The sequence below is a fragment of the Streptomyces sp. NPDC048584 genome, assembly GCF_043199595.1.
Taxonomy (GTDB): Bacteria; Actinomycetota; Actinomycetes; order Streptomycetales; family Streptomycetaceae; genus Streptomyces; species Streptomyces edwardsiae.
Window position 1 is genome coordinate 103327 of record NZ_JBICWF010000014.1, and the last position, 20031, is coordinate 123357.

33 protein-coding genes are annotated in these 20031 nt (G+C 71.8%); all 33 read right to left on the reverse strand.

Annotation, left to right across the window (positions count from 1 at the left end; all coding sequences use genetic code 11):
* A complete protein-coding gene (locus ACGFR9_RS27780; protein ID WP_393213423.1) occupies window positions 1–483 on the reverse strand; it encodes a hypothetical protein in 483 nt (160 codons plus the stop codon).
* A complete protein-coding gene (locus ACGFR9_RS27785; protein WP_393213426.1) occupies window positions 483–656 on the reverse strand; it encodes a hypothetical protein in 174 nt (57 codons plus the stop codon). Before ACGFR9_RS27785 ends, ACGFR9_RS27780 begins: the two co-directional genes overlap by 1 nt.
* The gene (locus ACGFR9_RS27790; protein ID WP_393213429.1) at window positions 656–985 is read right to left on the reverse strand and encodes a hypothetical protein; all 330 of its coding nucleotides are present in this window, start codon (window positions 983–985) and stop codon (window positions 656–658) included. The genes ACGFR9_RS27785 and ACGFR9_RS27790 overlap by 1 nt, the downstream gene beginning before the upstream one ends.
* A gap of 12 nt (window positions 986–997) precedes the next feature.
* On the reverse strand, window positions 998–1450 hold the full coding sequence (locus tag ACGFR9_RS27795) for a hypothetical protein (RefSeq protein WP_393213432.1): 453 nt from the start codon (window positions 1448–1450) through the stop codon (window positions 998–1000).
* The gene (locus tag ACGFR9_RS27800) at window positions 1451–2017 is read right to left on the reverse strand and encodes a head-tail connector protein (RefSeq protein WP_393213435.1); all 567 of its coding nucleotides are present in this window, start codon (window positions 2015–2017) and stop codon (window positions 1451–1453) included.
* Between the two features lie 9 nt (window positions 2018–2026).
* Window positions 2027–2452 carry a hypothetical protein gene (locus ACGFR9_RS27805; RefSeq protein WP_393213438.1) on the reverse strand — a complete coding sequence of 142 codons (426 nt, stop codon included), beginning with the start codon at window positions 2450–2452 and terminating at the stop codon, window positions 2027–2029.
* Window positions 2449–2838: a hypothetical protein gene (locus ACGFR9_RS27810; protein ID WP_393213440.1), complete on the reverse strand. Its 390-nt coding sequence runs from the start codon at window positions 2836–2838 to the stop codon at window positions 2449–2451. The genes ACGFR9_RS27805 and ACGFR9_RS27810 overlap by 4 nt, the downstream gene beginning before the upstream one ends.
* A 68-nt stretch (window positions 2839–2906) precedes the next feature.
* Window positions 2907–4364, reverse strand: a complete 1458-nt coding sequence (locus tag ACGFR9_RS27815; RefSeq protein WP_393213443.1) for a phage major capsid protein — start codon at window positions 4362–4364, stop codon at window positions 2907–2909.
* Complete coding sequence (locus ACGFR9_RS27820; protein WP_393213446.1) at window positions 4361–5179, reverse strand: HK97 family phage prohead protease; 819 nt, start codon at window positions 5177–5179, stop codon at window positions 4361–4363. Before ACGFR9_RS27820 ends, ACGFR9_RS27815 begins: the two co-directional genes overlap by 4 nt.
* A gap of 1 nt (window position 5180) precedes the next feature.
* Window positions 5181–6506 carry a phage portal protein gene (locus tag ACGFR9_RS27825; protein WP_393213449.1) on the reverse strand — a complete coding sequence of 442 codons (1326 nt, stop codon included), beginning with the start codon at window positions 6504–6506 and terminating at the stop codon, window positions 5181–5183.
* Complete coding sequence (locus tag ACGFR9_RS27830) at window positions 6503–6685, reverse strand: hypothetical protein (protein ID WP_393213452.1); 183 nt, start codon at window positions 6683–6685, stop codon at window positions 6503–6505. The genes ACGFR9_RS27825 and ACGFR9_RS27830 overlap by 4 nt, the downstream gene beginning before the upstream one ends.
* Window positions 6682–8250: a terminase gene (locus tag ACGFR9_RS27835; RefSeq protein ID WP_393213455.1), complete on the reverse strand. Its 1569-nt coding sequence runs from the start codon at window positions 8248–8250 to the stop codon at window positions 6682–6684. The genes ACGFR9_RS27830 and ACGFR9_RS27835 overlap by 4 nt, the downstream gene beginning before the upstream one ends.
* Window positions 8247–8567 carry a hypothetical protein gene (locus ACGFR9_RS27840; protein WP_393213458.1) on the reverse strand — a complete coding sequence of 107 codons (321 nt, stop codon included), beginning with the start codon at window positions 8565–8567 and terminating at the stop codon, window positions 8247–8249. Before ACGFR9_RS27840 ends, ACGFR9_RS27835 begins: the two co-directional genes overlap by 4 nt.
* Window positions 8568–8871: 304 nt before the next feature.
* Entirely contained in the window at window positions 8872–9312 is a 441-nt protein-coding gene (locus tag ACGFR9_RS27845) for an AAA family ATPase (RefSeq protein WP_393213460.1), read from the reverse strand.
* Window positions 9313–9316: 4 nt separating this feature from the next.
* Window positions 9317–9634, reverse strand: a complete 318-nt coding sequence (locus ACGFR9_RS27850; protein ID WP_393213463.1) for a hypothetical protein — start codon at window positions 9632–9634, stop codon at window positions 9317–9319.
* Window positions 9628–9918, reverse strand: a complete 291-nt coding sequence (locus ACGFR9_RS27855) for an HNH endonuclease (protein ID WP_393213466.1) — start codon at window positions 9916–9918, stop codon at window positions 9628–9630. The genes ACGFR9_RS27850 and ACGFR9_RS27855 overlap by 7 nt, the downstream gene beginning before the upstream one ends.
* A gap of 19 nt (window positions 9919–9937) precedes the next feature.
* Window positions 9938–10300, reverse strand: coding sequence for a hypothetical protein (locus tag ACGFR9_RS27860; RefSeq protein ID WP_393213469.1), 363 nt, complete (start codon window positions 10298–10300; stop codon window positions 9938–9940).
* A gap of 159 nt (window positions 10301–10459) precedes the next feature.
* Window positions 10460–10699 carry a MerR family transcriptional regulator gene (locus ACGFR9_RS27865; RefSeq protein WP_393213471.1) on the reverse strand — a complete coding sequence of 80 codons (240 nt, stop codon included), beginning with the start codon at window positions 10697–10699 and terminating at the stop codon, window positions 10460–10462.
* Window positions 10700–10922: 223 nt separating this feature from the next.
* A complete protein-coding gene (locus tag ACGFR9_RS27870) occupies window positions 10923–11645 on the reverse strand; it encodes a DNA-methyltransferase (RefSeq protein ID WP_393213473.1) in 723 nt (240 codons plus the stop codon).
* Between the two features lie 116 nt (window positions 11646–11761).
* The gene (locus ACGFR9_RS27875) at window positions 11762–12160 is read right to left on the reverse strand and encodes a hypothetical protein (RefSeq protein ID WP_393213476.1); all 399 of its coding nucleotides are present in this window, start codon (window positions 12158–12160) and stop codon (window positions 11762–11764) included.
* Between the two features lie 158 nt (window positions 12161–12318).
* Window positions 12319–12693, reverse strand: a complete 375-nt coding sequence (locus ACGFR9_RS27880) for a hypothetical protein (protein WP_393213479.1) — start codon at window positions 12691–12693, stop codon at window positions 12319–12321.
* Window positions 12694–12963: 270 nt separating this feature from the next.
* Complete coding sequence (locus tag ACGFR9_RS27885) at window positions 12964–13338, reverse strand: hypothetical protein (RefSeq protein WP_393213482.1); 375 nt, start codon at window positions 13336–13338, stop codon at window positions 12964–12966.
* A 163-nt stretch (window positions 13339–13501) separates the two neighbouring features.
* A complete protein-coding gene (locus ACGFR9_RS27890) occupies window positions 13502–14440 on the reverse strand; it encodes a hypothetical protein (protein WP_393213485.1) in 939 nt (312 codons plus the stop codon).
* The gene (locus ACGFR9_RS27895; protein ID WP_393213488.1) at window positions 14437–14946 is read right to left on the reverse strand and encodes a hypothetical protein; all 510 of its coding nucleotides are present in this window, start codon (window positions 14944–14946) and stop codon (window positions 14437–14439) included. The genes ACGFR9_RS27890 and ACGFR9_RS27895 overlap by 4 nt, the downstream gene beginning before the upstream one ends.
* Window positions 14943–15347 (reverse strand): hypothetical protein, encoded by a 405-nt coding sequence (locus tag ACGFR9_RS27900; protein ID WP_393213490.1) that lies wholly within the window; start codon window positions 15345–15347, stop codon window positions 14943–14945. The genes ACGFR9_RS27895 and ACGFR9_RS27900 overlap by 4 nt, the downstream gene beginning before the upstream one ends.
* A 120-nt stretch (window positions 15348–15467) precedes the next feature.
* Window positions 15468–15698: a hypothetical protein gene (locus ACGFR9_RS27905; protein ID WP_393213493.1), complete on the reverse strand. Its 231-nt coding sequence runs from the start codon at window positions 15696–15698 to the stop codon at window positions 15468–15470.
* Window positions 15695–16216, reverse strand: a complete 522-nt coding sequence (locus tag ACGFR9_RS27910; RefSeq protein WP_393213496.1) for a hypothetical protein — start codon at window positions 16214–16216, stop codon at window positions 15695–15697. Before ACGFR9_RS27910 ends, ACGFR9_RS27905 begins: the two co-directional genes overlap by 4 nt.
* Window positions 16213–16545 (reverse strand): hypothetical protein, encoded by a 333-nt coding sequence (locus ACGFR9_RS27915; RefSeq protein WP_393213499.1) that lies wholly within the window; start codon window positions 16543–16545, stop codon window positions 16213–16215. Before ACGFR9_RS27915 ends, ACGFR9_RS27910 begins: the two co-directional genes overlap by 4 nt.
* A 22-nt stretch (window positions 16546–16567) precedes the next feature.
* A complete protein-coding gene (locus tag ACGFR9_RS27920; protein WP_393213502.1) occupies window positions 16568–17614 on the reverse strand; it encodes a hypothetical protein in 1047 nt (348 codons plus the stop codon).
* 36 nt (window positions 17615–17650) lie between these two features.
* Entirely contained in the window at window positions 17651–17899 is a 249-nt protein-coding gene (locus ACGFR9_RS27925) for a hypothetical protein (RefSeq protein WP_393213505.1), read from the reverse strand.
* Window positions 17896–18291 (reverse strand): hypothetical protein, encoded by a 396-nt coding sequence (locus tag ACGFR9_RS27930; protein ID WP_393213507.1) that lies wholly within the window; start codon window positions 18289–18291, stop codon window positions 17896–17898. The genes ACGFR9_RS27925 and ACGFR9_RS27930 overlap by 4 nt, the downstream gene beginning before the upstream one ends.
* Before the next feature lie 68 nt (window positions 18292–18359).
* Window positions 18360–19784 (reverse strand): glycosyltransferase, encoded by a 1425-nt coding sequence (locus ACGFR9_RS27935; protein WP_393213510.1) that lies wholly within the window; start codon window positions 19782–19784, stop codon window positions 18360–18362.
* Complete coding sequence (locus tag ACGFR9_RS27940) at window positions 19781–19951, reverse strand: hypothetical protein (RefSeq protein ID WP_393213513.1); 171 nt, start codon at window positions 19949–19951, stop codon at window positions 19781–19783. Before ACGFR9_RS27940 ends, ACGFR9_RS27935 begins: the two co-directional genes overlap by 4 nt.
* Between the last annotated feature and the right edge of the window lie 80 nt (window positions 19952–20031).

Genomic DNA, 20031 nt, shown 5'->3' on the forward strand with positions numbered 1-20031 from the left:
TCAGGCCGCCGGGATGTCGACGTTCTCGGACGGCTCGGAGGTGATCGAGAACTGCACCATGATCTGTGCGGCGGTGTCGAGTTCCCTGACCTTGGCCTGGCTGGTGACGGTGACGGGGTAGACGTCGCAGGTCTGACCGGGCACGTCGCCCTCGTCCATCCACATCACGAAACCCGTGGTCTCGCGGGTCAGCAGCGTGCGCACGTCCACGCCGGTCTTGGACGCCCACAGGGTCAGCGAGCTGTCCGCCGCGGTGATCTCACCGCCGACCGTCGGCGTGAAGCGGGAGCCGAGGGCGGGGGTGGGCACGGTGGCGGACGTGGTCTGCCATCCCGCCATGGCCCCGGTCTCACCCTCGAGCGCCGTACCCGCGTTGATCTCCGACCTACTCGGGGCCGCCTTGTTGGCGATCGCCGGCACCCAGAGGACCTTGGTGACACCGCGCCTGTAGTAGCGGGTGCTGGCAGTGATCGGCGTAGACATCAGTCGCTGTCCTTCCTGGTGGTGTGCCGCCGGCTGCGTGCCGGAGACGTGGGTTCCTGCGGCAGGTCCTCGGTGATCTGCCAGCCCGCCGCCTGGTGGTGCGGCACCGAAAGCTCGTCGACCACGATCCGCTGCTCGGGCAGATCGGGGTGCGTCATCGTGACCGTGGCCATCAGACCGGCACCCGGACCACGGCGACCGTCACCGAGGTGACGCCGTCGTAGGTGATCGACGCCCGCCCCGTCGACGAGTCCCGGTAGTCGGCCCCCACCGGAATGGCGACGTCCTCCCCGGCGGCCACCTCGATGGCCCGGTCGCCGATCGGCAGCCCGTTGTGGGTGCCCGGCGTCACCAGCGTCACCGTGTGCGCCTCCGAGTCGCCGTTCTTGACGAGGAGTAGTACCCCGGCGCCGGTGACGCAGGTGTCCCCGCCTCCCGCCGCCGCGGTGTACGTGACGGTGGCGCCGTCGAGCGGCGTCACCGTCGTGGAAAGTGCAGCCATGCGTAATGCCTCCTAGATCCATCCGCGGCCGGCCACGGTGAGCAACAGCCGCGCCGACGCTCCCTGGTCGGTCTGGTCCTGCACAAGTCGCGTGGCGGCCACCCCGGCCTCGAGCTCGGACAGGCCGAGGGTGGGGCTGGCCTGCAGCCAGGCCACGACCCGGCCGCCGATCTCGTACGCCCGGGCGCGGGCGGCCACGACGTCGGTGTCGCCGCGATTGGAGATCGCCGCAACGGTCACCTGGAACTGCTCTTCCCGGCGGGTGCTCAGGCCGGCGAACTCGGCGATGGACTGGGCCGCCTCGAAGTCTCCGGTGGGGTCGCCGTCGAACCCGATGACCAGCCAGTCCATGGCGGCGGTGTCGGACACCTCCGGGCCGTCCGCCACCGCGACGCCCTCAAGGTCGGGGTCCGTCCGGCCGAGTCCCACCAGGGCCGCGATCACGTCGGGGATACGGGAATCCATTCAGGCCACTCCTGGGGGAAGTCGGTACGGAGCGAGGAGCTCGAGGACCCGGTTGGGCACGGCGTAGCCGAATCCCGGGATGGGCTCGCCCACGGTGTAGTCGTCACCGCCGCCGGCCAGCCCGCCGCTACGGGATGGACGCTGGGTGCGCCACAGGTGCTGCACCAGCATCCGGGAGGCGAGGTTGACCGTCGGCGGGACAGGCGGAACGCCCGCCCGTCCCGCCTGCACGGTGAACAGCAACAGGCCCCGGAACCGGCCCCCGTCGAGGCGGCGCACTGCCCCGGTGTCCGGGTCCAGGTCCAGGCCGGCTACCGGGTGGGACACGCCGCCGGTGAGGACCGGAGTCACCGAGGTGAGCGACAGGACAGGCGTCGTGCGCAGCACGATGACGCTGCGGCCGCTTTCCGCGTCGTGCCGCTCCGTCACCGCCCTCGGCTCGATGGGCCCGCAGTACTCCTCGACCACCGCGGTGACGCTGTCGATGTAGTCCTGCAGCTCGACGTCGTCGCCGTCGCCGGTGAGGTTGAGCTGGGCTTTGGCCTCGGCCAGGGTCAGCAGCGCCACACCCGCCCCCTACGTCCTCGAGATCGGCGTGACGTTGGGGAAGCCGAGGAGGATGACCGCCCCGTAGATGCCGCCGGTCTCGGGGCTGCCGCTCACGGTGGTCACGGCCCGCAGGTAGCGGGCCGTGCCGAGGTAACCGACCTCGTAGACCTTGCCGTCGTCCGCGGCCGCGATGGTGGGCAGCGCGCCCTGCAGGTCCTTGGCCGGGGCGGCATCCCAGTCCTGGCCGTCATCGCTGACTTCCAGGGTGATGGCGTGGGACCCGTCGGTGATGGTGCCGGCGTGAACCAGCAGCGTCGCCGACTGGTGCCACTCGTTCGTACCGGACGCCCCGGAGAGCTTCCGGTCCACCGTGCTGCCGTCGGTCGCAGCGGTGTACGCGGCGACCCCGAGGGTGGCCACGGCGCGGACGTGGTTGTAGACCGTGCGCCTCACTTCGCACCTCCTGCGGGCTTACGGGCCGGGGCGGTGGTCTTCGCCGCGGTCTTTTTCGCCAGAGCCGGGGCCGGCTGCCGATCGGGGGTGCTGGGCCCGGCGGGTCCCTCCGGCGGGGCCGGCATCACCGGCTTGCCGGGGTTGGTGGGTTCGGCTGGCGGCGGCAGCTCCGGGCCGCGCTCGCCGACGACCACCGGCACGCCGTCGCTCGGCTCGGTCTCGGCCGGCTTGTCGGCGGTCTGGGCAGGCTGTACGGCCTGGGGGATGACGACGGCCTCGAACAGTCCCTCGCGGCCCTTGACGACCGGGTCATGTGGGGCGACCAGGTCGCCCTTGACGATGCGCCGGTTGTCCGGCGCCCAGAATGTGTCCTTCGCTCGATACATGACGGGTGCTCCTGCAACGTGACGAGGCGCGGCCTGCAGCTGCGGGCCGCGCCTCAGGGCGGACGGGATCAGGTGACGTTGAGGAGCCGGAACGCGTCCGCGTTGACGACGTCCGCGCCGACGCGCCAGTAGGCGAACCAGCCCGCCTCACCGGTCGGCCGGCCGGACGCGCCCTTGACGAGCGGCTCGTAGACCATCGTCATGCCGACCCGGTCGACGATGTAGTAGTTGCGGAAGTCGCCGAGCAGCAGCGCGTAGTTGTTCTGGCTGGCGTCGATGGCGCCGTCCATCGCGGACGCCTCGTAGATCGGCGCGCCCAGCAGCTGCTCGGGCTGGCCCATGCCGAGGTTCGCCCAGAACGAGCTGCCGCCGGCGGTGTCGAACTGCCGCGTCTTGTTGATGATCGCCTTGTTCGCCATCCACGACGGCGAGCCGGTGAGCCGGTGCCGCGGGGGCAGCGCCTGCTCGACGGCGTACACGTCGGCGACCGCGTAGGTGTCGGTGGTCGCCGAGGCGACGACCGAGCCACCCACCGCGGCCACCGCGGTGACCACACCCTTGGGCTTGCCGGAGCCGTCGCCCGTGGCGAACGCCGCCGCCTCAAGGCGGTCCTTGGCGTCCGCCAGGAGCGGCCCGACCTCGGCCGCGAACCCGGAGTCGGCCAGCACCTCGAACGAGCCCTGCACCCAGGCGGATGCCTTCTCAGGCTTGATGGACGGCTGCCCGAACGTGGGCGAGTTGTCACTGACCTCGTTCGACTCGGCCAGCCACGACGCCGTCACACCAGCGCTGGAGACACCGTTCCACGTGTCCGTTGTGATCGTCTTGATCGTCGACACCTGCCGGAACGGGTTCGCCGACCCGGCGTTCGTCAGGATGATCGTCGGGTCCAGGGTGAACGGCACCAGGAACCCGCCCGCCGCGTCCGTCAGGGTCATCGCCCGGCGGTGCGCCTCGGCCAGCTTGTACGCCTGGTACTCGTCGTCCTCGAGCAGCGCCGGGTTACCGGCGTTCGCCAGCAGCGCCTCGAACGCCCGCTGGTAGTCGTCCGACCCGGTCAGCAGCAGGTGCTGCGCGATCCGGCCACGGCGGTCACCGCGCACCAGGTGCTCGGCCCGCTCCTGCTGGTCCTCGGTCAGCTGCTCGCCCGCGAGCTCGACCGCGTACAGGGCACGGCTGCGCAGATCGCCGATCGTGGCCCGCTCGTTGAGGTTCGCACCGCGCACCCGGTCGAGCTCCTCGTACGGGTTGCCCCGGGACCGCATGAACTCCGGCCCCTCGCCCGGCGTGCGCTCCTGCCCGCCCGGGGCGTGCGCGGCCGCCCGCACAGCCTCGACGCGCCGCTCATGCTCGAGCTGCTCGTCGTAGGCCTCCTGCGCGGTGTCGACCTCGGTGAGCAGCTCCCGCGCACGCGTGACCTGCTCGTCGGTCGGCTCCTCCAGCTCCTCGAGCTCGAACAGCTCGGAGCGCAGGGCCTCCAGGCCCTCGTTGAGCCGCTCGCTCTTCTTCTTCCTCTTGGTGGTCACCTTCTGGCCCTCCTGGCCTTGATCTCGGCGCGGAGCTTGATCCACGCGATCTTCTGCCGAGCGGAGTGCCTTGAGGGCGGGTCCTCGGCGGCGGCCCCCGGGTTGGGGTCGCCGGTGGCCGGCGGGTCGGCTGGAGTGCCCTCGGGGGGCGGGTCCAGCGGCGTACCGGTCCGAAGCATCGTGGCGAGCTTGTCCCGTTCGTCGACGGGCAGCTCGGAGAGCAGGGTCATGACCTGCTCGGCGCGGACGCCGACAACGGCAGCGTCCTGGTAGACGGGGAACGGAGTCGGCCCGTATTCCTTGAGGGCGATCTCCTGTCGGCGCACGCTGCGCAGCTTGCCCTCGCGGTCGGCACGCCAGCCGCTGCGGGGCGGACGCCCCGGGTCGGAGCGGATGATCCGGCCGGTGAAGGACTGCCCGGTGATGGCGCCCTCGCGGATGTTCTCTAGGACCTCGTCGGCGAGCTCGGTCTTGTTGTAGCGGGTGACCGTCAGCAGCCCCCGCGTGTCCGTCTTCAGCTCGACCGGCGTGCCGATCGGCATCGATCCACGCTCGGACGGGGTGCCCCACAGGGTGCGGCCGTGGTTGTAGAACACCCCCACCCGCCATGTGCTGCGTGAGCCGGCGGGGGCGAGCTGCTGCAGCGTCCGGTCGAACGCGCGGCGGTCGATCTGCTCGAGGTAATCGCCGTCCTGGTCGTGGACTTCCACCGGGGTGTCGAACACCGCGGCGTACGCCTCGACGGTGCGGCCGTCTCCGCCGGCGCGGACACGGATGTCCTCGAGCGGGAAGTACCGCCGGAACGTGTCGTCCATCTCAGGCCCCCTCCTCCGGGTCGGTCGTCGGGGCAGTGCCCCCCTGTCCGCTGCCGGGCTTCTGCAGCTGCACGGAGTACAGGCCCGAGTGCTTCAGCAGGCTGTAGTCCTCGGCCTGTACGGCGGCGACCACGGTTTCGGGTTCGTAGCCGGCGTCGACGAGCTGGCGGATCGTGCGCGACTGCAGGCCCTGGATCTCGGCCGCGTCCCGCTGGTCCTCCCGCAGGAACGCGATGTCGCGGTCGTCGTACCAGAGGTCGGCGTTGGCGGGGACGTCGATGATCTGAGCGAGGGAGCCGGCGGCCTCCCGCCACAGCGGACGCATCGTGCCGTCCGCCAGACGCCGCCGAGACGACGCATAGTTACCGGCGTTGAGCGACGACCCGGCCAGCCCCTCGGAGAACCCGACGATGACCGACGGCACACCGGCCGCGGCCGCCAGCCGGGTTTCCCCGGCCCCCTGCGTGGCCTTGAAATCGAGCTGGTGGAGGTCCTTGCCCACGACCGTCACATCGGCCCCACCGCCCAGGTACAGCGTCTTGTAGGCGGTATCGACGCCGCGGTGCTGCGAGTCCATCAGCGCCTGGAACTTGCCGACCTTGTCCGGCGTCACCGACGGGTCGAGGGAGACGACGACCTGCGGAGTCGCCCCGTTCTCGAAGAACTTCAGCTTGTGACGGGTCGCCGCGGTGTCCCCGACGATCTCCCGGATCACCGGCGTCAGCCACGACATGCCCCGGAACTGGAACTCCGGGTCCGGGATCGGCGCGAAGTGCGCCACCTCCTCGGGCAGCAGGAACCACGGCTCGCCACCGGTCGGCGGGTCGTACATGTAGCCGACCAGGTGCGAGTCGATGGCCTCGCTCGGCAGGTTCGGATCCTCGTCCGAGCCGGTGACGATCGTGACCCAGTCCGGCCTCATGACCTTCAGCCGGCCCGGGGTGTAGTTCGTCACGAACCCGTTGCCCTCAAGGTCCGCGTTCTGGATCATCCGCGACAGCAGATTCCCCGTCGTACCTCCTGGCCACGGCGTTTCGAGCGGCGCCAGCGCCGACGTCCCGAACAGCTCCCCCGGGCGGCCGTTGCGCATCTGCCGGAACTGGAACCGGGCCTCACTGAACAGCATCTGCCGCACCAGCATCAGCGCGAAAATCGGGCCGTTCGACTTGTAGGCGTGCTGAATCTTCGCCTCGAAGTCGATCGGCAGCGGCCGTTCCTTGCCGTCCACCGGCCGCCCGGTGCCGTAGTAGACGTTCCCGCCCACCGACCACCAGTCGTCATCCGACCGCGCGGCCGGCCGCCGCGCCCGCTGCCACAGAGTCGTCACCCTTCGCCCTCCTCCGTCTCGTCGACGTCGGCCAGCAGCAGGAACGACCCAGCCGTCAAAGCCCCACCGACCATCAGCCCCACCCCGAACCCGAACTGCAGCCCTGCCCCCACCGCCAGGCCCACGCAGCCGCTCACGTAGCCGAGCCCCACCCGGGCCAGCCGCGACCACCGCGTCACACGTAGGCGCCCCAAGGCTCCGCCTCCTCTGGCTCGACGTCGTGGTACGTCTCCCAGCCCCACACCGCGTAGGTACCGGACGCCAGCGGGCTCACGTCCACGCCGTCACTACGGCGCGACCACAGCCACGCATCCCCGACCTCGCGCTTCTTCGCGCCCGCCAGCGCGGCCACCATCGGCGCCTGCCCGAGGTGGCGCAGCGTGCCCTCGGTGACGCGGTCGTAGAACTGGCCGCAGGCCTGCGTCAGCTGCCGCACCTTCGGACATATCAGCAGCTCAGAGCGGTCCTCGCGGTCCTCGTCGTCCTCGTACGCCAGCGCCTTGCGCAGCGCCGGCACCAGGGACCCGGCAGGACCGCCCTCGTCGATGACCCACGCGCACGGGTTCCACTTCTTGTCACGCTCCTTGACCCAGTCGACGACCCAATCCGTACCCGGCTGGTGTGCAACGACCTCGACGTGCACGCCGCCGCCCTCGGTCGCGGCCGCGATCGAGATCGCCGTCCACGTCCGCTCAGGCGTCGTCTCGATGGAAAACGCCACCGGGTCCGTGGGACGCGACGAGGAGTCCTCACAGGCCTCCCACACGGCCTTACTGATGACTTCCCAGGTCTCGTCCGTGACCTCGGGATAGTCGCCCACACCCTCCCGCTCACGGTCGAACAGATCCGACCGCATGGCCCGCATCTCCTGCAGGACGTACGACGTCCGGATACGGACGCCCAGCGCCGGGTTGGCCCGGGCGAACGACCGCTCGTCCTCCCGGTCGTCATGCTGGTCGCAGACGATCCGCCCGTCGGCGTCCTGCGGGCACTCCTTGACGTGAGGGTCGATGGAGTACTCGAGATACGTCAGCGACTGGTCCGGCTGCTCGCCCTCGGCCATGGCCCGGGCGCGCAGTAGTGCCAGCTGCTCGCTCTCGTCGCCGAGGCCGGCCGAACCGGTGTACACCAGCTGGGGGTTGTGCCGCGCCGACAGCACGGGCATCAGCGCGCCGATCGGGCCCGCGCGCAACTTCATGGCCTCATCCATCAGGACCAGGTCGCCGGAGAACCCTCGGCCGCTGTCCCCGCCGCGCGCCAGGAAGCGGATCCGCGCCCCGTTGAAGAGCTCGAACCCCTCCTCGCCGTGGGAGCGGCGCACGCGCTTGACCCGGCGGCTCAGGGAGTACGAGCCCTCGATGAGCTGATCGAGGCGAAGGAAGCTCTCTTGCGCAGTGTTGAACTGGTGCGCCGTGTGGATGACCAACTTCCCGCCGAACAGGATCACCTCGCCCAGCTGGCGGGCCTCGAGGAACCCGCCCTTACCGTTCTGCCGGGCGACGTTGAGGACGACGTCGAGGGACGTCCACAGGCCCTCGTCGTCCTCCGCGAGGGAGTGGTGCAGCGCGAGCTGCTGCCACACGTCGAGGTGCAGGCCTGCGTCCTCGGCGAGCTCGATGCACTCCTGCCCGGCGGGCGAGCGGAAGTCGAGTGCGGCCTGGTCCTCGGTGCCGTCCCACCGGCCGGTGCTGACGCGCTTGTACCAGGGCGTCGAGATGATCCTCGGCGTCTGGCAGCCGATCACCGGGCGCCGCCCTTACCGGCTGCCGGGGAGACGGCGCCCGCGCGCCGTTCCGTACGCCGTGCGGCCAGCTGGTCGATGCGGTCGCCGCGCTCCTTAGGGGGAGCGGCCGCGCGGACCACGGCCATGGCCTGGCGCAGTTCGCGGGCGACGCCTGCGGCTGCCTTGGGATCGGGGGCGGAGTCGAGTTCGGCGGCGAGCCGGAGGGCGGCCGCGGCCTGCGCGTTGGCGGTAGGGTCGACGCCCAGGTCCTCAAGTTCGGCGGTGGTCGCCGCGGCGACCGCGCCTCGGCGGAGTCGGCGCTTCGGAGCGTCACCCATCGGTCATCACCCCCCGTAACCGGACAGACAGTCACGGACTGCGATGAATCGTCAGTTACTCTCCGCTACAGGGGCAATTGTCACAGAGAGTAACTTGTAGGGTCGAACTGGGCTCGGGGTGGTAAGTGCGATCGCCGCGGGGAGAGATCTGGGCGACAAGGGCTTTTGGGTCGCCCGTCCCCTCGATTTACGTCGCGGCACGGCCCCCCTCCCCTTCTCCGCTCGGCGCGGTCCGAGCGTGATCATTCGAGCGAACGTTCGACGGATCGACACGGATGACCACGCGTCGCCCATCGCTCGGTCATCACCAGTCGCGTGACGTCTGGGCAGTGACGGGGTGTGAGCCCTGCCGCCGGTACTGCCCGTACCACCGGGTGACCACCCGGTCCATGCCGGCCGACCGCATGGCCGCGACACGTTCACGCACCGTGTCCTCGCCCGGGTCGACCACGACGATGCGTGCACGTAGCCGACGGTAGCGGGCCAGTGCCTTGGGCCCGGGCATGGTGTGGATCAGGTAGACGTCGACGTCGTCGAGGTGCTTGACCGCCTCATCAATGGCGGCGAACCGCGCGCGCTGGGCGACGCGCTGCACGACCGTGTCCTGGTTCCACGCCGGCGCGCCCGGGCCAGTGAGCGCCGAGGCGATCCGGTCCATGTCGATGACGATGTCACGGGGCGTGGCGTGCGCGGTGATCCATGTGCTCTTGCCTCCCGCCGGCGGGCCGGTGATGACGTACAGCACGCTGTCATCCCCTGCCTGGCTGCCGCCCTGCGAGGCCGTCGGCGAGGGCCTGGGCGACGTCGGCCCACATGGTGGCGAGGCGCAGCGCTTCGGTGGTCCGTACGCCGTGGAACTCGGCCAGGCGTCGCTCCTCGGCCATGCGGTCGCGTTGCCAGGCGTGGTCGTGGCCCTGGCGGGCGCGGGCCTGGTCCTCGTGTTGGATGGCCTGGCCGTACTCGGTGGTCGCTCGTTCCGCCCAGCCGAAGGCGTGGGCCTGGGCGCGGCGGTGCTGCTCGGTGCGCCACGCTCCGTAGTCCTGCTCTCCGTTGCTGATGGTCACCATCTCCTCGAGGCTCGGGCCTGCGGCGGCTGGGCGGTGGTGCGGTTGCCGCGGGCACTGTTGCAGCGGCGGTGTGCGCTGCGGGCATTGGCGGGGTCGAGGAGGTCGCCGCCGCGCGTGAGGGGTTGGGCGTGGTCGAGGGTGAAGGCCCAGGCGCTGCGTTGTGCGGCGTAGCCGGTGAGGCTGTAGTCGATCTCGTGGCCGCAGAGCCAGCAGGGCAGACCGAGGGCGCGCTGGCGGGCGCAGAGGGTGCGGTAGGGGCGCCCGTTGCGGGGGTTGCCGGCCACGGGCGCCACCTCCCGGGGTCTACGGCTGTGCTTCCTCGGAGGCTTCGTCGATGAGGTCCTGCAGGGCATCGCGGCCGGCTTGGTTGGCCTGTTGGAGGCCGTCCATGTAGCGGTCGGTCCATTCGTCCTGCGGTAGCCCGTCGCACTCTGCGGGCTCGGTGTCTGTGTCGGCCTCGGCGTTGAAGTCGTCGGGCCGGTTGCTGATGGTCTCTGCCCAGGCGTCGACGCATGCCTGGCGTGCCTCGGCGGGGTCGACGGTAAGCGAGGGCGGCGGGGCCGACGTTGTGGCAGCCGGCGTGTCGCTGCTGCTGTCGCTGCTGCAGCCGGCGGTGAGGGCGGCGAGGGCGAGCAGGACGGCGGCGAGGGTGGTTCGTGTGCGCATGGTCCCCCCAAGGACGTACGGGCGCTGACGGGGCATCATCGCGTGCCATGTGCGGTGCGTGGGGGTGGTGTGTCTGTTCTGTGACGTCCCGCTGCCCGGCATCCCACCGTGGCGTTGGGGCGCCGGCGGCGGTCGCTGCCCATCGCCGGGCAGCGGGAGCTAGGGGGCACCGATGCCGACCAGGCGCAGCGCCCGGGCACGGGTGGCGTGCTCGGCGCGGGCGAGGTCGGCGAGGGTGTAGAGGGGGTGGCCGCGGTCGTCGAGGCCTGCAGGCTCGAGGTGGCCGCGGCTGGCCCACTGGCGGATGGTGGCGGGGGTGACCTCGGCGGCGCCGGCGGACAGGGTGCGGCGCCAGGTTGTGGCGAGGTCGGAGGCCTGGGCGGTGGTGAGGTGCTGCATGGGGGCCTCCCTCGGGTATGCGTGAGCCCCGGGCGCTCGGGGGCGCTGCCGGGGCTGTGTGGGCACAGGTGTGCCGCTGGCATGAGTGTGACGCTATGTAGTGATCTTTGTCCAGCAGGGACGCGCCGGCCCGCCTCACGTGGAAGTGAGGCGGGCCGTGTGAAGCGTCGACCTTGCCCTAGTCGAGTGCCGGCAGCAGTGTGGCACGGGGCGCTGGCGGCTGTCAGGCGGCGGCTGCGGTGAGTCGGGCGTCTGCGGTGGTGGCGATCTGTTCGGACTGTTCGATGCCGATGAAGCTGCGCCCGGAGGCGAGCGCGGCGACTCCGGTGGTCCCGGAGCCGGTGAAGGGGTCGAGGATCGTGCCGTCCGGCACGCAGACCTTGACCAGTTCGGTCATGAGGCCGTCCGGTTTCTGGGTGATGTGGACGCGCGCTTTGCCGCGCGGCTGGCTGGCTGAGTAGAGGCCGGGCAGGTAGACGGGGTTGCGGGTGGCGTCAACGGGGCCTTTGGTGCCCCACAGGATGTATTCGCAGGCCCGGTTGAAGCCGCCTCTGCAGGGGCGGGAGATCGGTTTGTGCCAGGGGACGATGCCGCGCCAGGTCCAGCCGGCGGCCTGCAGGGCGTCGGAGGTGGCGGGTAGCTGCCGGAAGTCGCTGAAGACCAGGAGGGGGCCGGCGTGCTGGGTGATGCGGTAGCACTCGGTGAGGATCAAGGTCAGCCACAGGGTGTAGCTGCGCTGGTCGCGGCTGTCGCCGTCGAAGTCGGGCAGCTGGTGCTGGGCGTCGCCGCTGACGTATTTGTCGCGGGCGGTGCTGGCGGTGCGCTGGGCGGCGCTCATGGCGCCGGAGTTGTAAGGCGGGTCGGTGATCGTGGCGGCTACGGAACCGCTGGGAAGGGTGCGCAGGGTGGTGAGGGCGTCTCCTCGGTGGAGAGTCCAGATGGGCATCGGGGCCCCTTTCCGTGCGTGTCGCATGCGCCGCCGGCGGCGGCGAGCGAGTCGGTGCACTGGCGCACCAAGCCTCGCTCGAACATGCGTTCCCGTCCGGGAATTTCGTGCAGTGGTCACTTACCGGGCGTCCGCCGGTAGCTGCGCCGTGCGGCGATTGCCTCGGTGGCGGTGGCGCCGAGCCAGCGATTGACGCCACCGTCGGTGTTGTCGGGGGCTGGCCAGCGGCCGCGGGTGCGGTCGGCTCGGATGGTGCCGGCGGTGACGCCGACGCCGGCGGCCTCGAGCTCGCGGGCGGTGTAGAGGCGGCGGGGTTCGAGGGCGGGGGCCTGACGGTCGATGTGGTCGCGGACGAACTGGTCTACGGCGTCCGGGTCGTAGAGGCGCCAGCGGCCGCGCCGCTGCTCGAGGGGGGCGGGCCATGCGGGGTGGCGTGTCCAGGTCTTGCTGACGGTGGTGGGGGGTCGGCCGAGGCGGGCAGCGAGCTCGGCGACCGTTTCGGGCGGTCGTACCATGGGGGTCTGTCCTCCTGTTGGGTGGATGGATCGTGACCGGTGAGGGTTTCGTGACCGGCGCCCCTCGGGGTGCCGTGGGCCTCGGCCCGGCCCTCACCGGTCGTTCTCTCGTCTTCAGTGGGTACCGCCCCCGGCTGGCTGCCGGGGGCGGTGCTGGATCAGTCAGCCTCGTTGATCACCAGCCAGAGTGCGAGTGCCTTGAGCTCCTGCTCTGCGGCGAGCAGGTTGGCGCTGCACCCTTCGGCTCGGGTGTCCATGTACCTCGCCGTGCAGAGCGCGTAGAGGTCGATGGCGGCCAGGATGTGGATGCAGCCGCTGTACAGCTGGATCCCCTGGAGATCGCCCATGGGCTGATCGCCTGCAAGATCGGTCACCCGCTGGATCGCGGGGTAGACGGACTCGGCGGGGATGTGCTGGTCGGTCGGGAGACCGATCGGCACGGGGAGTGCCCCGCAGACGTCCACCAGGATCGAGTAGACGACAGAGATCGCGAGGGTGAGTTCCCTCATGACCTCATCCTTGTGGTCAGCCATGTGACTGTCCTTCCACTGTTGAGTTGAGATGGATCGGAGTTCGGGGTTCGTAGCCCCTCCCTCTTGAGTAGTACTTTACAGCACATGGGTAGTATGTTGCAACACCTTGCGGCGAGGAAATACGGCCCTGCGTCATGCGCCGGTCGGACGGGTGGCCGGCGCCGGCGACCATGAGACTCGGGACGCCGGCGGCCTCGGCCCGGTCCCCGCCGACCGCTCTCGCCTTCAGTGGAGCGCCGCCCCCGGCTGGCTGCCGGGGGCGGCGGTGGATCAGTCAGCCGACTGGATCACCAGCCAGACATAGAGGCTCTTGAGCGCCTCCTCCGCGTAGAGGAGGTTGGCTCCGCATCCGTCTGCCCGGGTCTCCCGGTACCTCGTTGCACAGAGTGCGTAGAGGTCGACTGCGGCGAGGAGGTGAGTGCAGCCGGTGTACAGCTGCGCTTCCTGGATCTCGCCCATCGGCTGGTCCTTCGCCAGTTCCGCGACCCTCAGCACTGCGGGGATCGCGTCGCCTGCCGGGATGTGCTGGTCGGCCGGGAGGCCGATCGGCACGGGAAGCAGGGCACAGACGTCGACGAGCAGGGTGTAGACCCTGGAGATCATGTGGGCCAGGGCCCCCATGATCTCGTCTTCGCGGTCAGCCATGATGACTGTCCTTCCACTGTTGAGTTGAGATGGATCGGAGGCCGGGGTTCGTGGCCCCTCCCTCTTGAGTAGTACTTTACAGCATTCAGGTAGTGCATTGCAACACTCTTGGGTGAAGAAACGGCCCCTGGAATCTGTCCCGTTCCGGGGGCCGTTGCCGGTGCTACGCGACGCGCCAGCCGGACAGCTGGTCGTCGTCGCCGACCTCGGCGGTCAGCCGGCGGCCGGGGAGGTCGGCGACGGGGACGCCGGCGGCCGCGGCGACGTCGGCGGCCGGGTAGCGGGCCGGCTCGCTGCGCTCGGCCTCGGGGACGTCGGCGACGATCTCGGCCTGGTCGCCGAGGAGGAGCAGGACACGGACGGTGACGCGGGACATGGGCAGGGTCCTCTCAGGGGTGGTGGTGATGGTGGTCTGGTGAGTGTGCAGGACGGCCGCCGCGTGGTCGGCGTAGGCGTCCGGCTCGAGGTGATGGCCGCAGGCATCGCAGGTGATCCCGGCCCGGCCGTCGACGGCGACCAGGGCGAACGCGTCACAGCCGGGGCAGGGCGCGCCCTGGGGGTGGCGGTGGGGCACGGCGTGGGTGAGGTCGCGGATGCGGCCGAGGAGCGCGCCCAGCTGGCGATGCAGGTCGCCCACCCATGGGTGCGTGATCGCGTACGGCAGGTACCGGGCGAGCCACTGGCACCAGCCGGTGACGGTCTCGCCGTGGCGCGGCCGCGCCTGGTCGCACGGCATCACGTGGACGGTGCCGTGCCGGTCGCGGACGACGGCGGGGAACCGGTACGCGATGTATCCGGCCCATCCGCCGAGGATCACGAGGATCGGCACGGTGCCGTCCTCGTCGTCGTCGCCCTGCGGGTCGACGTGCCCGGGGCCGAGGAGGGTGAGCACGCGCAGGTCGACGGGGACGGGGGCGTGCGCGCGGCCGGCGGGGCCGAGACGGCCGGCCGCGGGCGCGCCGGCGGGGGTGAGGAACTCCTCCTCGAGGAGGCGGGCCTGGCTGGGGAGTTCGGCGAGCCATGCGCGCAGCTCGGCGGTGTGCCGGGGGCAGGCGTGCACGCCGGGCTCGGTGGCGCGGTAGCAGATGGCGCACCCGGTCATCGCTGCGTCTTCTGCAGGAGGGCGAACAGCTGCTCGATGTCGCCAGCGGTGAGGTGGTCCCACTCGCCGAGGGCGTAGCGGAGGCGGACGTCGATCTGCGCGGCGACGGCGGCCTCGGTCCAGTGCTGCGCCATCTGCCGGGCCTCGTCGGGGCTGAGTTCGCCCCTCTGCGAGCCGCGGTAGATGTGGACGTAGGGGCGGCGGGTGTTGTGGCCGGCCACGGCCTGGATGCGGAGAGCGGCGGGGGCGGGTGGTGCGGGGCGGCGGCCGCGGATGTCGAGGATCATCCGGCCGGCGGTCTGCTCGTCGACGCGCAGGGTGTCGGTGCACCAGCCGAGGAGGGCGATGTCGGCCTCGGCGTGCGCGGCGGCCGCCATGAGGTCCCGGGCGGTGGCCAGTACCTTGCCGGGGGTGAGCAGGGCCTCGACGGGCCCCCAGGTGAGGAGGCAGGCGGCGGTGCCGTCGCGGCTGTCGACGGTGGAGCGGATGAACACGGTGTCGGTCACGGGGCGTTGCCTTCCTCGGTGTTGCGGCCGCAGGTGTGTTCGGTGCCGTTGGTGCGGAAGCCGGCCTCGCAGCAGTCGCGCTGCTGCTGGTGCAGCTGCTCGAGCGCGGCCGCCGACGTCGTGGCGGCCGCGGCGATCTCGTCCTGGAACTGCCGTACGGCGGCCTGGCCCTCGTCGCGGAGGATCTGCGCCTGCAGGGAGCCGATCATGTCGGTGAGGACGCAGCGCGGCACGATCGTGTGGATGCGCTGGGCGTCGTGGGGGCGGGCGCGGTAGGCGCCGAACAGGACGAGCAGGACGGCCGGTATCCCGTGCTCGCAGCTTGCGTCTTGGGCGGTCTGCACGCCGGTGTTGGAGATCACCAGCAGGTCGTCGGGCTGTACGAGTTCGAAGTGGGTCACGGGGTCTCCCGTCGGTGGGCGAGGGTCATTCGTACTGGCGGGTAGGGGTGGGTCTCGCGCGCGCACGCGCCTGCGATTGCGTGCGCGCGTTCGCAGGCGCGTGCGCGCGAGGCCCGGGGGTTAGTCGTCGGTGGGCTGGCGGGCTGGTAGGGAGTTGATGGCGTGGCAGGCGGCGAGGTCGGCTCGCTGCTGCCGTCTGAGGGCGCGGCGGGCGCGGTGCTGGGCGCGCAGGTCGATGATGCGGTCGATGACTTGGTAGAGGCCGAGGGCGAGGGCGATGAACAGGACGACGGCGACGAGGGCGGCGAGTCCTCCGAGGGCGGCGACGGCGAGGACCTGGAACGGGGTCACCGGCGGGGCCCCCGGTGGTGGGCGCGGCGCTCGGCGTAGGCGTCGGCGGTTGCCCAGCCGGCGGCGGTGGTGGCGAGGGTGACGGGTATCGCCCAGGCCCAGTACTCGTACGCCGCGGTGTAGAGGGCGCCGGCGGCACACGCGAGGGTGAGGACCGCGAAGCACGTCACGGCGAGCCGGCTGGGCGGGGCAGCGGGGGCCGGGGGCGGGGATATCCACCAGGTGGCTCCGGCGGCGTCCTGGTGGACGGGGCCGTCGTGGCCGGCGCGCAGGATGCACGGGCCGGCGGGGTTGGTGAAGCCGGTGTCAATGGAGGCGTCGCAGGTGGTGCGCACGGGTGTGCTCCCGGGGACGATGCGGTAGCCGGACAGGGTGAGGCGGGCGTCGACGGCGCGGGCGACCACGTTGATGTCGAACGGGCGTGCGGGGTCGGTGGTGAACCACCAGTCGCTGAGTGCGCCGGCGATCACCTCGAGGTGGGGGCGGTCGGTCATGTCGGTGGTGGGCTGGGTGGTCATCGCTGCCACCGGACGGGCCGTACGCCGTGGCGTATGCGGGGGGCGGGGGTGCGGGCGCCGCGGGGGGCGGGGACGGGGCAGGACTTGATGTGGGGCATGTGCAGGTGCTCGTCGTTCTCCGGGGTGGGGCGTTCCTTGGTGAGCTGGCGGGTGAGCCAGCGTCCGGTGTGGTCCTGGCGTACGGCCTGGTTGCCGGCGTTGTCGCGGTCGGTGTCGACGGCGAGCGGGACGCGGTTGGCGGCGGTGAGGCACCACAGGACCTCTTGCAGGCAGCGTGGGCAGCGTCCGGGGCCGTTGGGGGCGGGCGGGCGTGGGGTCGGGTAGGGCATCGCAGGGACGGGTCCTCTCGGGTCAGGTGCCGGTGGGGTCGGGCAGGTAGGTGGCGGCGTCGCCGGACCAGCGGTCGCGGTAGACGCGGGCGGCGGCGTCGGGGCACTCGGAGGCGACCAGGGCGCGCCACGGCATGCGGGGCCGACCGAACTCCTGAGCGCCCGTCTCCGGGCCTGGCAGGGGTTCGTGCGCCTCCTCGTCCGCCGGGGCGTACGCAGGGCGCTCAGCGGGGAGCGCAGGGGTCTGGACGGGCAGGAGCAGCGGCGGCTGCCCGTCGGGGGTGCGGACGGTCCGTCCGCCCGTGCGGCCGCCCTGCGGCGGGGGCACGGCGCGCAGCGACTGCCGCGCCAGCGGTGACGGAGGACCGTCAGCCCGTTCGTGGGTGTCGTGCCCCCGCGCGCCCTCAGGCTGAGGTTCTACAGACACCATCTCGTGGGGGTTGTTCTTGAGTACCCCTGGGTTATTGGGCGGGGCGTAGCCCGAACCATTCGGGCGGTCGTAGCCCGAACCCGGTCGGGCTACGACCGCCCGAACTCCCTCCTCGGTGCGGGGGGTCGGGAACGGGCTACGACCGCCCGAACTCGACGGGCGGACAGCCGCCGCCGGTTCGGGCGACGAGGGCCCGAACTCGGCGGCCGCGCGGTCATGCCGGCTCTCGTCCCGATCCGTCGTCCCTCCGGCGTCGAGGACCGCGAGCGCGGCACCCCACAGGGGGCGCGGCGGGATCTGCAGGACGTAGACGGTGGTACGGCCACGGCGCGGAGCCTGCTCGGTGGTGAGCACGCCGGCGGCGATCGCCGCGCTCAGGTAGCGGCGGGCGTCCTTCTCCCGCGATCCCATGGCGGCCGCCAGCGTGCTGAAACGGATCGGCTGCCCGGTGTCGGAGAAGCGCGTGCGGCCGGCTGTGTCCGCCATCGTGGCGATCGTCGCCAGCGCGTACAGGAACGCCTTACGGCGGCGCAGCTCGGGCGGCATCTGCCGCTTTCCACCCACCCACTGCCACGCCATGCGCAGGCGGAAGGTATGCGGGACGCCGCCGCTTGCGCGGTCCGGCTGAGTGTCGGGCACGGTCTGCTCCTGGTGCGGGTGGATGGGAGAAACGGTTCAGCCGTCGAGCTGGGGGCCGTCCCCAGCGCCGTCGTCATCGGCGCCGGGGACGGTGTAGGTGGTGCCGCAGGGGGCGGTGCGGACGCCGGGTGCGATGTGCCGGTGCAGGCCGCCGCAGCCGTCGCAGCGCACGGCGTACTCGGTGCGGCCCTGCGTGCGGATCGGGTCGGCGGCTACCGCGGCGGGGCCGCCCCATCGGGGCGGGTCGGAGGGCAGCAGCGCTAACTGCTCCTCGTCGTCGCTCACCGCGCGGCCTCGCTCGGATGCTCCGGCTCGGTGCGAGCGGCAGCCGTGACGGCGGGGATCGTCAGATGAATCGGACGGGCCGCGAGCCGGTCACGCCACGTGTGCAGGTTCGGGCGGCGCATGAAGCCGGACAGCTCGAGCTCGCGCAGGATGACGCGGATCCGCTTGCCGTCGATGCGGGCCAGCGCGCACAGCGAGTCGACGCGCTGCGGCCCGTCGGCGGGCAGGTGGCCGACCGGGTCGGCGTGGTGAGCGAGGATCAGCCCGACCAGGCGCAGGTCGCGGCGCAACTGCGAGCCGAGGAGCGCGCGCTCGAACGCGGTCCGGTCGAAGGGCTCGCGCGGGGCCAGGGCGGCGGCCGGGGTGGGTATGGTCCGGGCGTTGGTGTCCATGAGAGTGGTCTCCGTTTCGGTGGAGGCCGGGTCCTGGCGGTGCGCGCCGGGGCCCTGGCCGGTGGACGTCAGCGGGTGGGCAGCGCGAACTGCAGGGTGGTCTCGGTGTCGTGGGCGGCCGGCTCGGTCGGCGCGGCCGCGGCCAGGGCGACCTCGGCGCCGTTCTGCCGGGTGCCCCAGCCGGTGCGGGCGCAGGTGGCCACGCCGTACCAGCGCATCGCACGGAGCCACGTCCACCCGCCGATGACGGCGAGCGGCATCAGCAGCCAGGTCACGGCCCGCTCGCGCATGCGCTCGTCGGAGCGGATCACGCCGAGGTACCGCAGGGCCTGCGCCCAGCCGATCAGGAACGGCACGACGAGGAAGGACGCGGGCGGGGTGTGGCCGTAGCGGACGGGCTCGACGACGAGGAGCCAGCCGAGGACGGCGGTGGACAGGGCGACCTGGAACCAGCGCAGGAGGTGCGCCCAGTAGGGCCAGCCGGACAGCGGCAGGTACCGCAGGCGCCACACGGAGCGGATCGTCGAGCCGCGCATCCATCGCATGTACATGCGGCCGAAGTGCGAGGCCTTCTCCGGCAGGGCGGTGAAGACGACGGCCGACGGCTGCTGGACGGTGCGGCCGCGCAGCAGCGCGTACAGGGTCAGCAGCGAGTCGTCCGAGAACATCACCGGGCGGCCGAGGAACGTCTCGTGCAGGTAGCTGTCGAGGTTGTCGCGGACGACGCCGGCGCGGTACGCGGCGAGCGGCCCGCTGTTGACGAGGACGGCGCCCATCGCGGACAGCGCGGACCGGTCGGTGAGCTGGCCGGTGGTGAACCAGAGATCCATCACTCGGGTGAGGAGGTTCGTGCGGTGGTTGGTGGCGAGGACGACGCCGGCGACGGACTGCACCCGCTGCCGGGCGAACGGCAGCAGCACCTCGGCGAGCGCGTTCGGCGCGAGACAGGAGTCGCTGTCGACGGTGATGTACACGTCCGCGTGCGGGCTCATCCGTACGCCGGCCGCCTGGGCGTGCCGCTTCCCGCCGTTGGGGGTGCGCTGCCACGTGGTGGCGATCCCGGCCGCGGCCGCCGCCTGCGTCCACCAAGCGCGCACCGAGGCGTAGTCGCCGGAGGTGGACCCGTCGTCGACGACGTGCACGCTATCGGGCGGGCGGGTCTGGGCGAGGAACGACTGCAGCCCGAGCCGCAGGTATCCCTCGTCCTCGTTGTAGACGGGCAGGAGGACGGCGACGTGCAGGGCGTCGAGCTGGCGGCGGGCGCGCGGCGAGACACGGCGCGGCCGCTCGCAGTGGTACATGACCGTCTGGGTGAGCAGCAGCAGGAACGTGATCAGCCACACGGCGGCCAGCCGGCTGCCGGTCTCGTCGCCGTAGGTGGCGGCCTGCACGCCGTGGTGCGCGGCCCATACCCCGGCGGTGACGAGGACGACGGCCGCGCCGAGGACGGTCCCCGAGCGGTGGACCCGTGCGGACAGCGGCCGGTCATTCACCGCTGCCCCGCGTTCTTGCCCGGGCGGAAGCCGAAGCGGATCACGAGCGCGCCGGCGATGACGACGGCCGCCGGGATGGCGAGCAGCCACCAGCCGGTGACGACCGCGCCGCCGATGGCGACGGCGCCGAGCGTTCCGGTGCGGGCGAGCTGTGCGTTGTCAGACACGGGTTGTCCATTTCTGTGGTGTGTGGGTGGCGGGGCGGCCGGCCAGGTGCCAGGGGCTGTGCAGGTCGCACAGCCAGCCG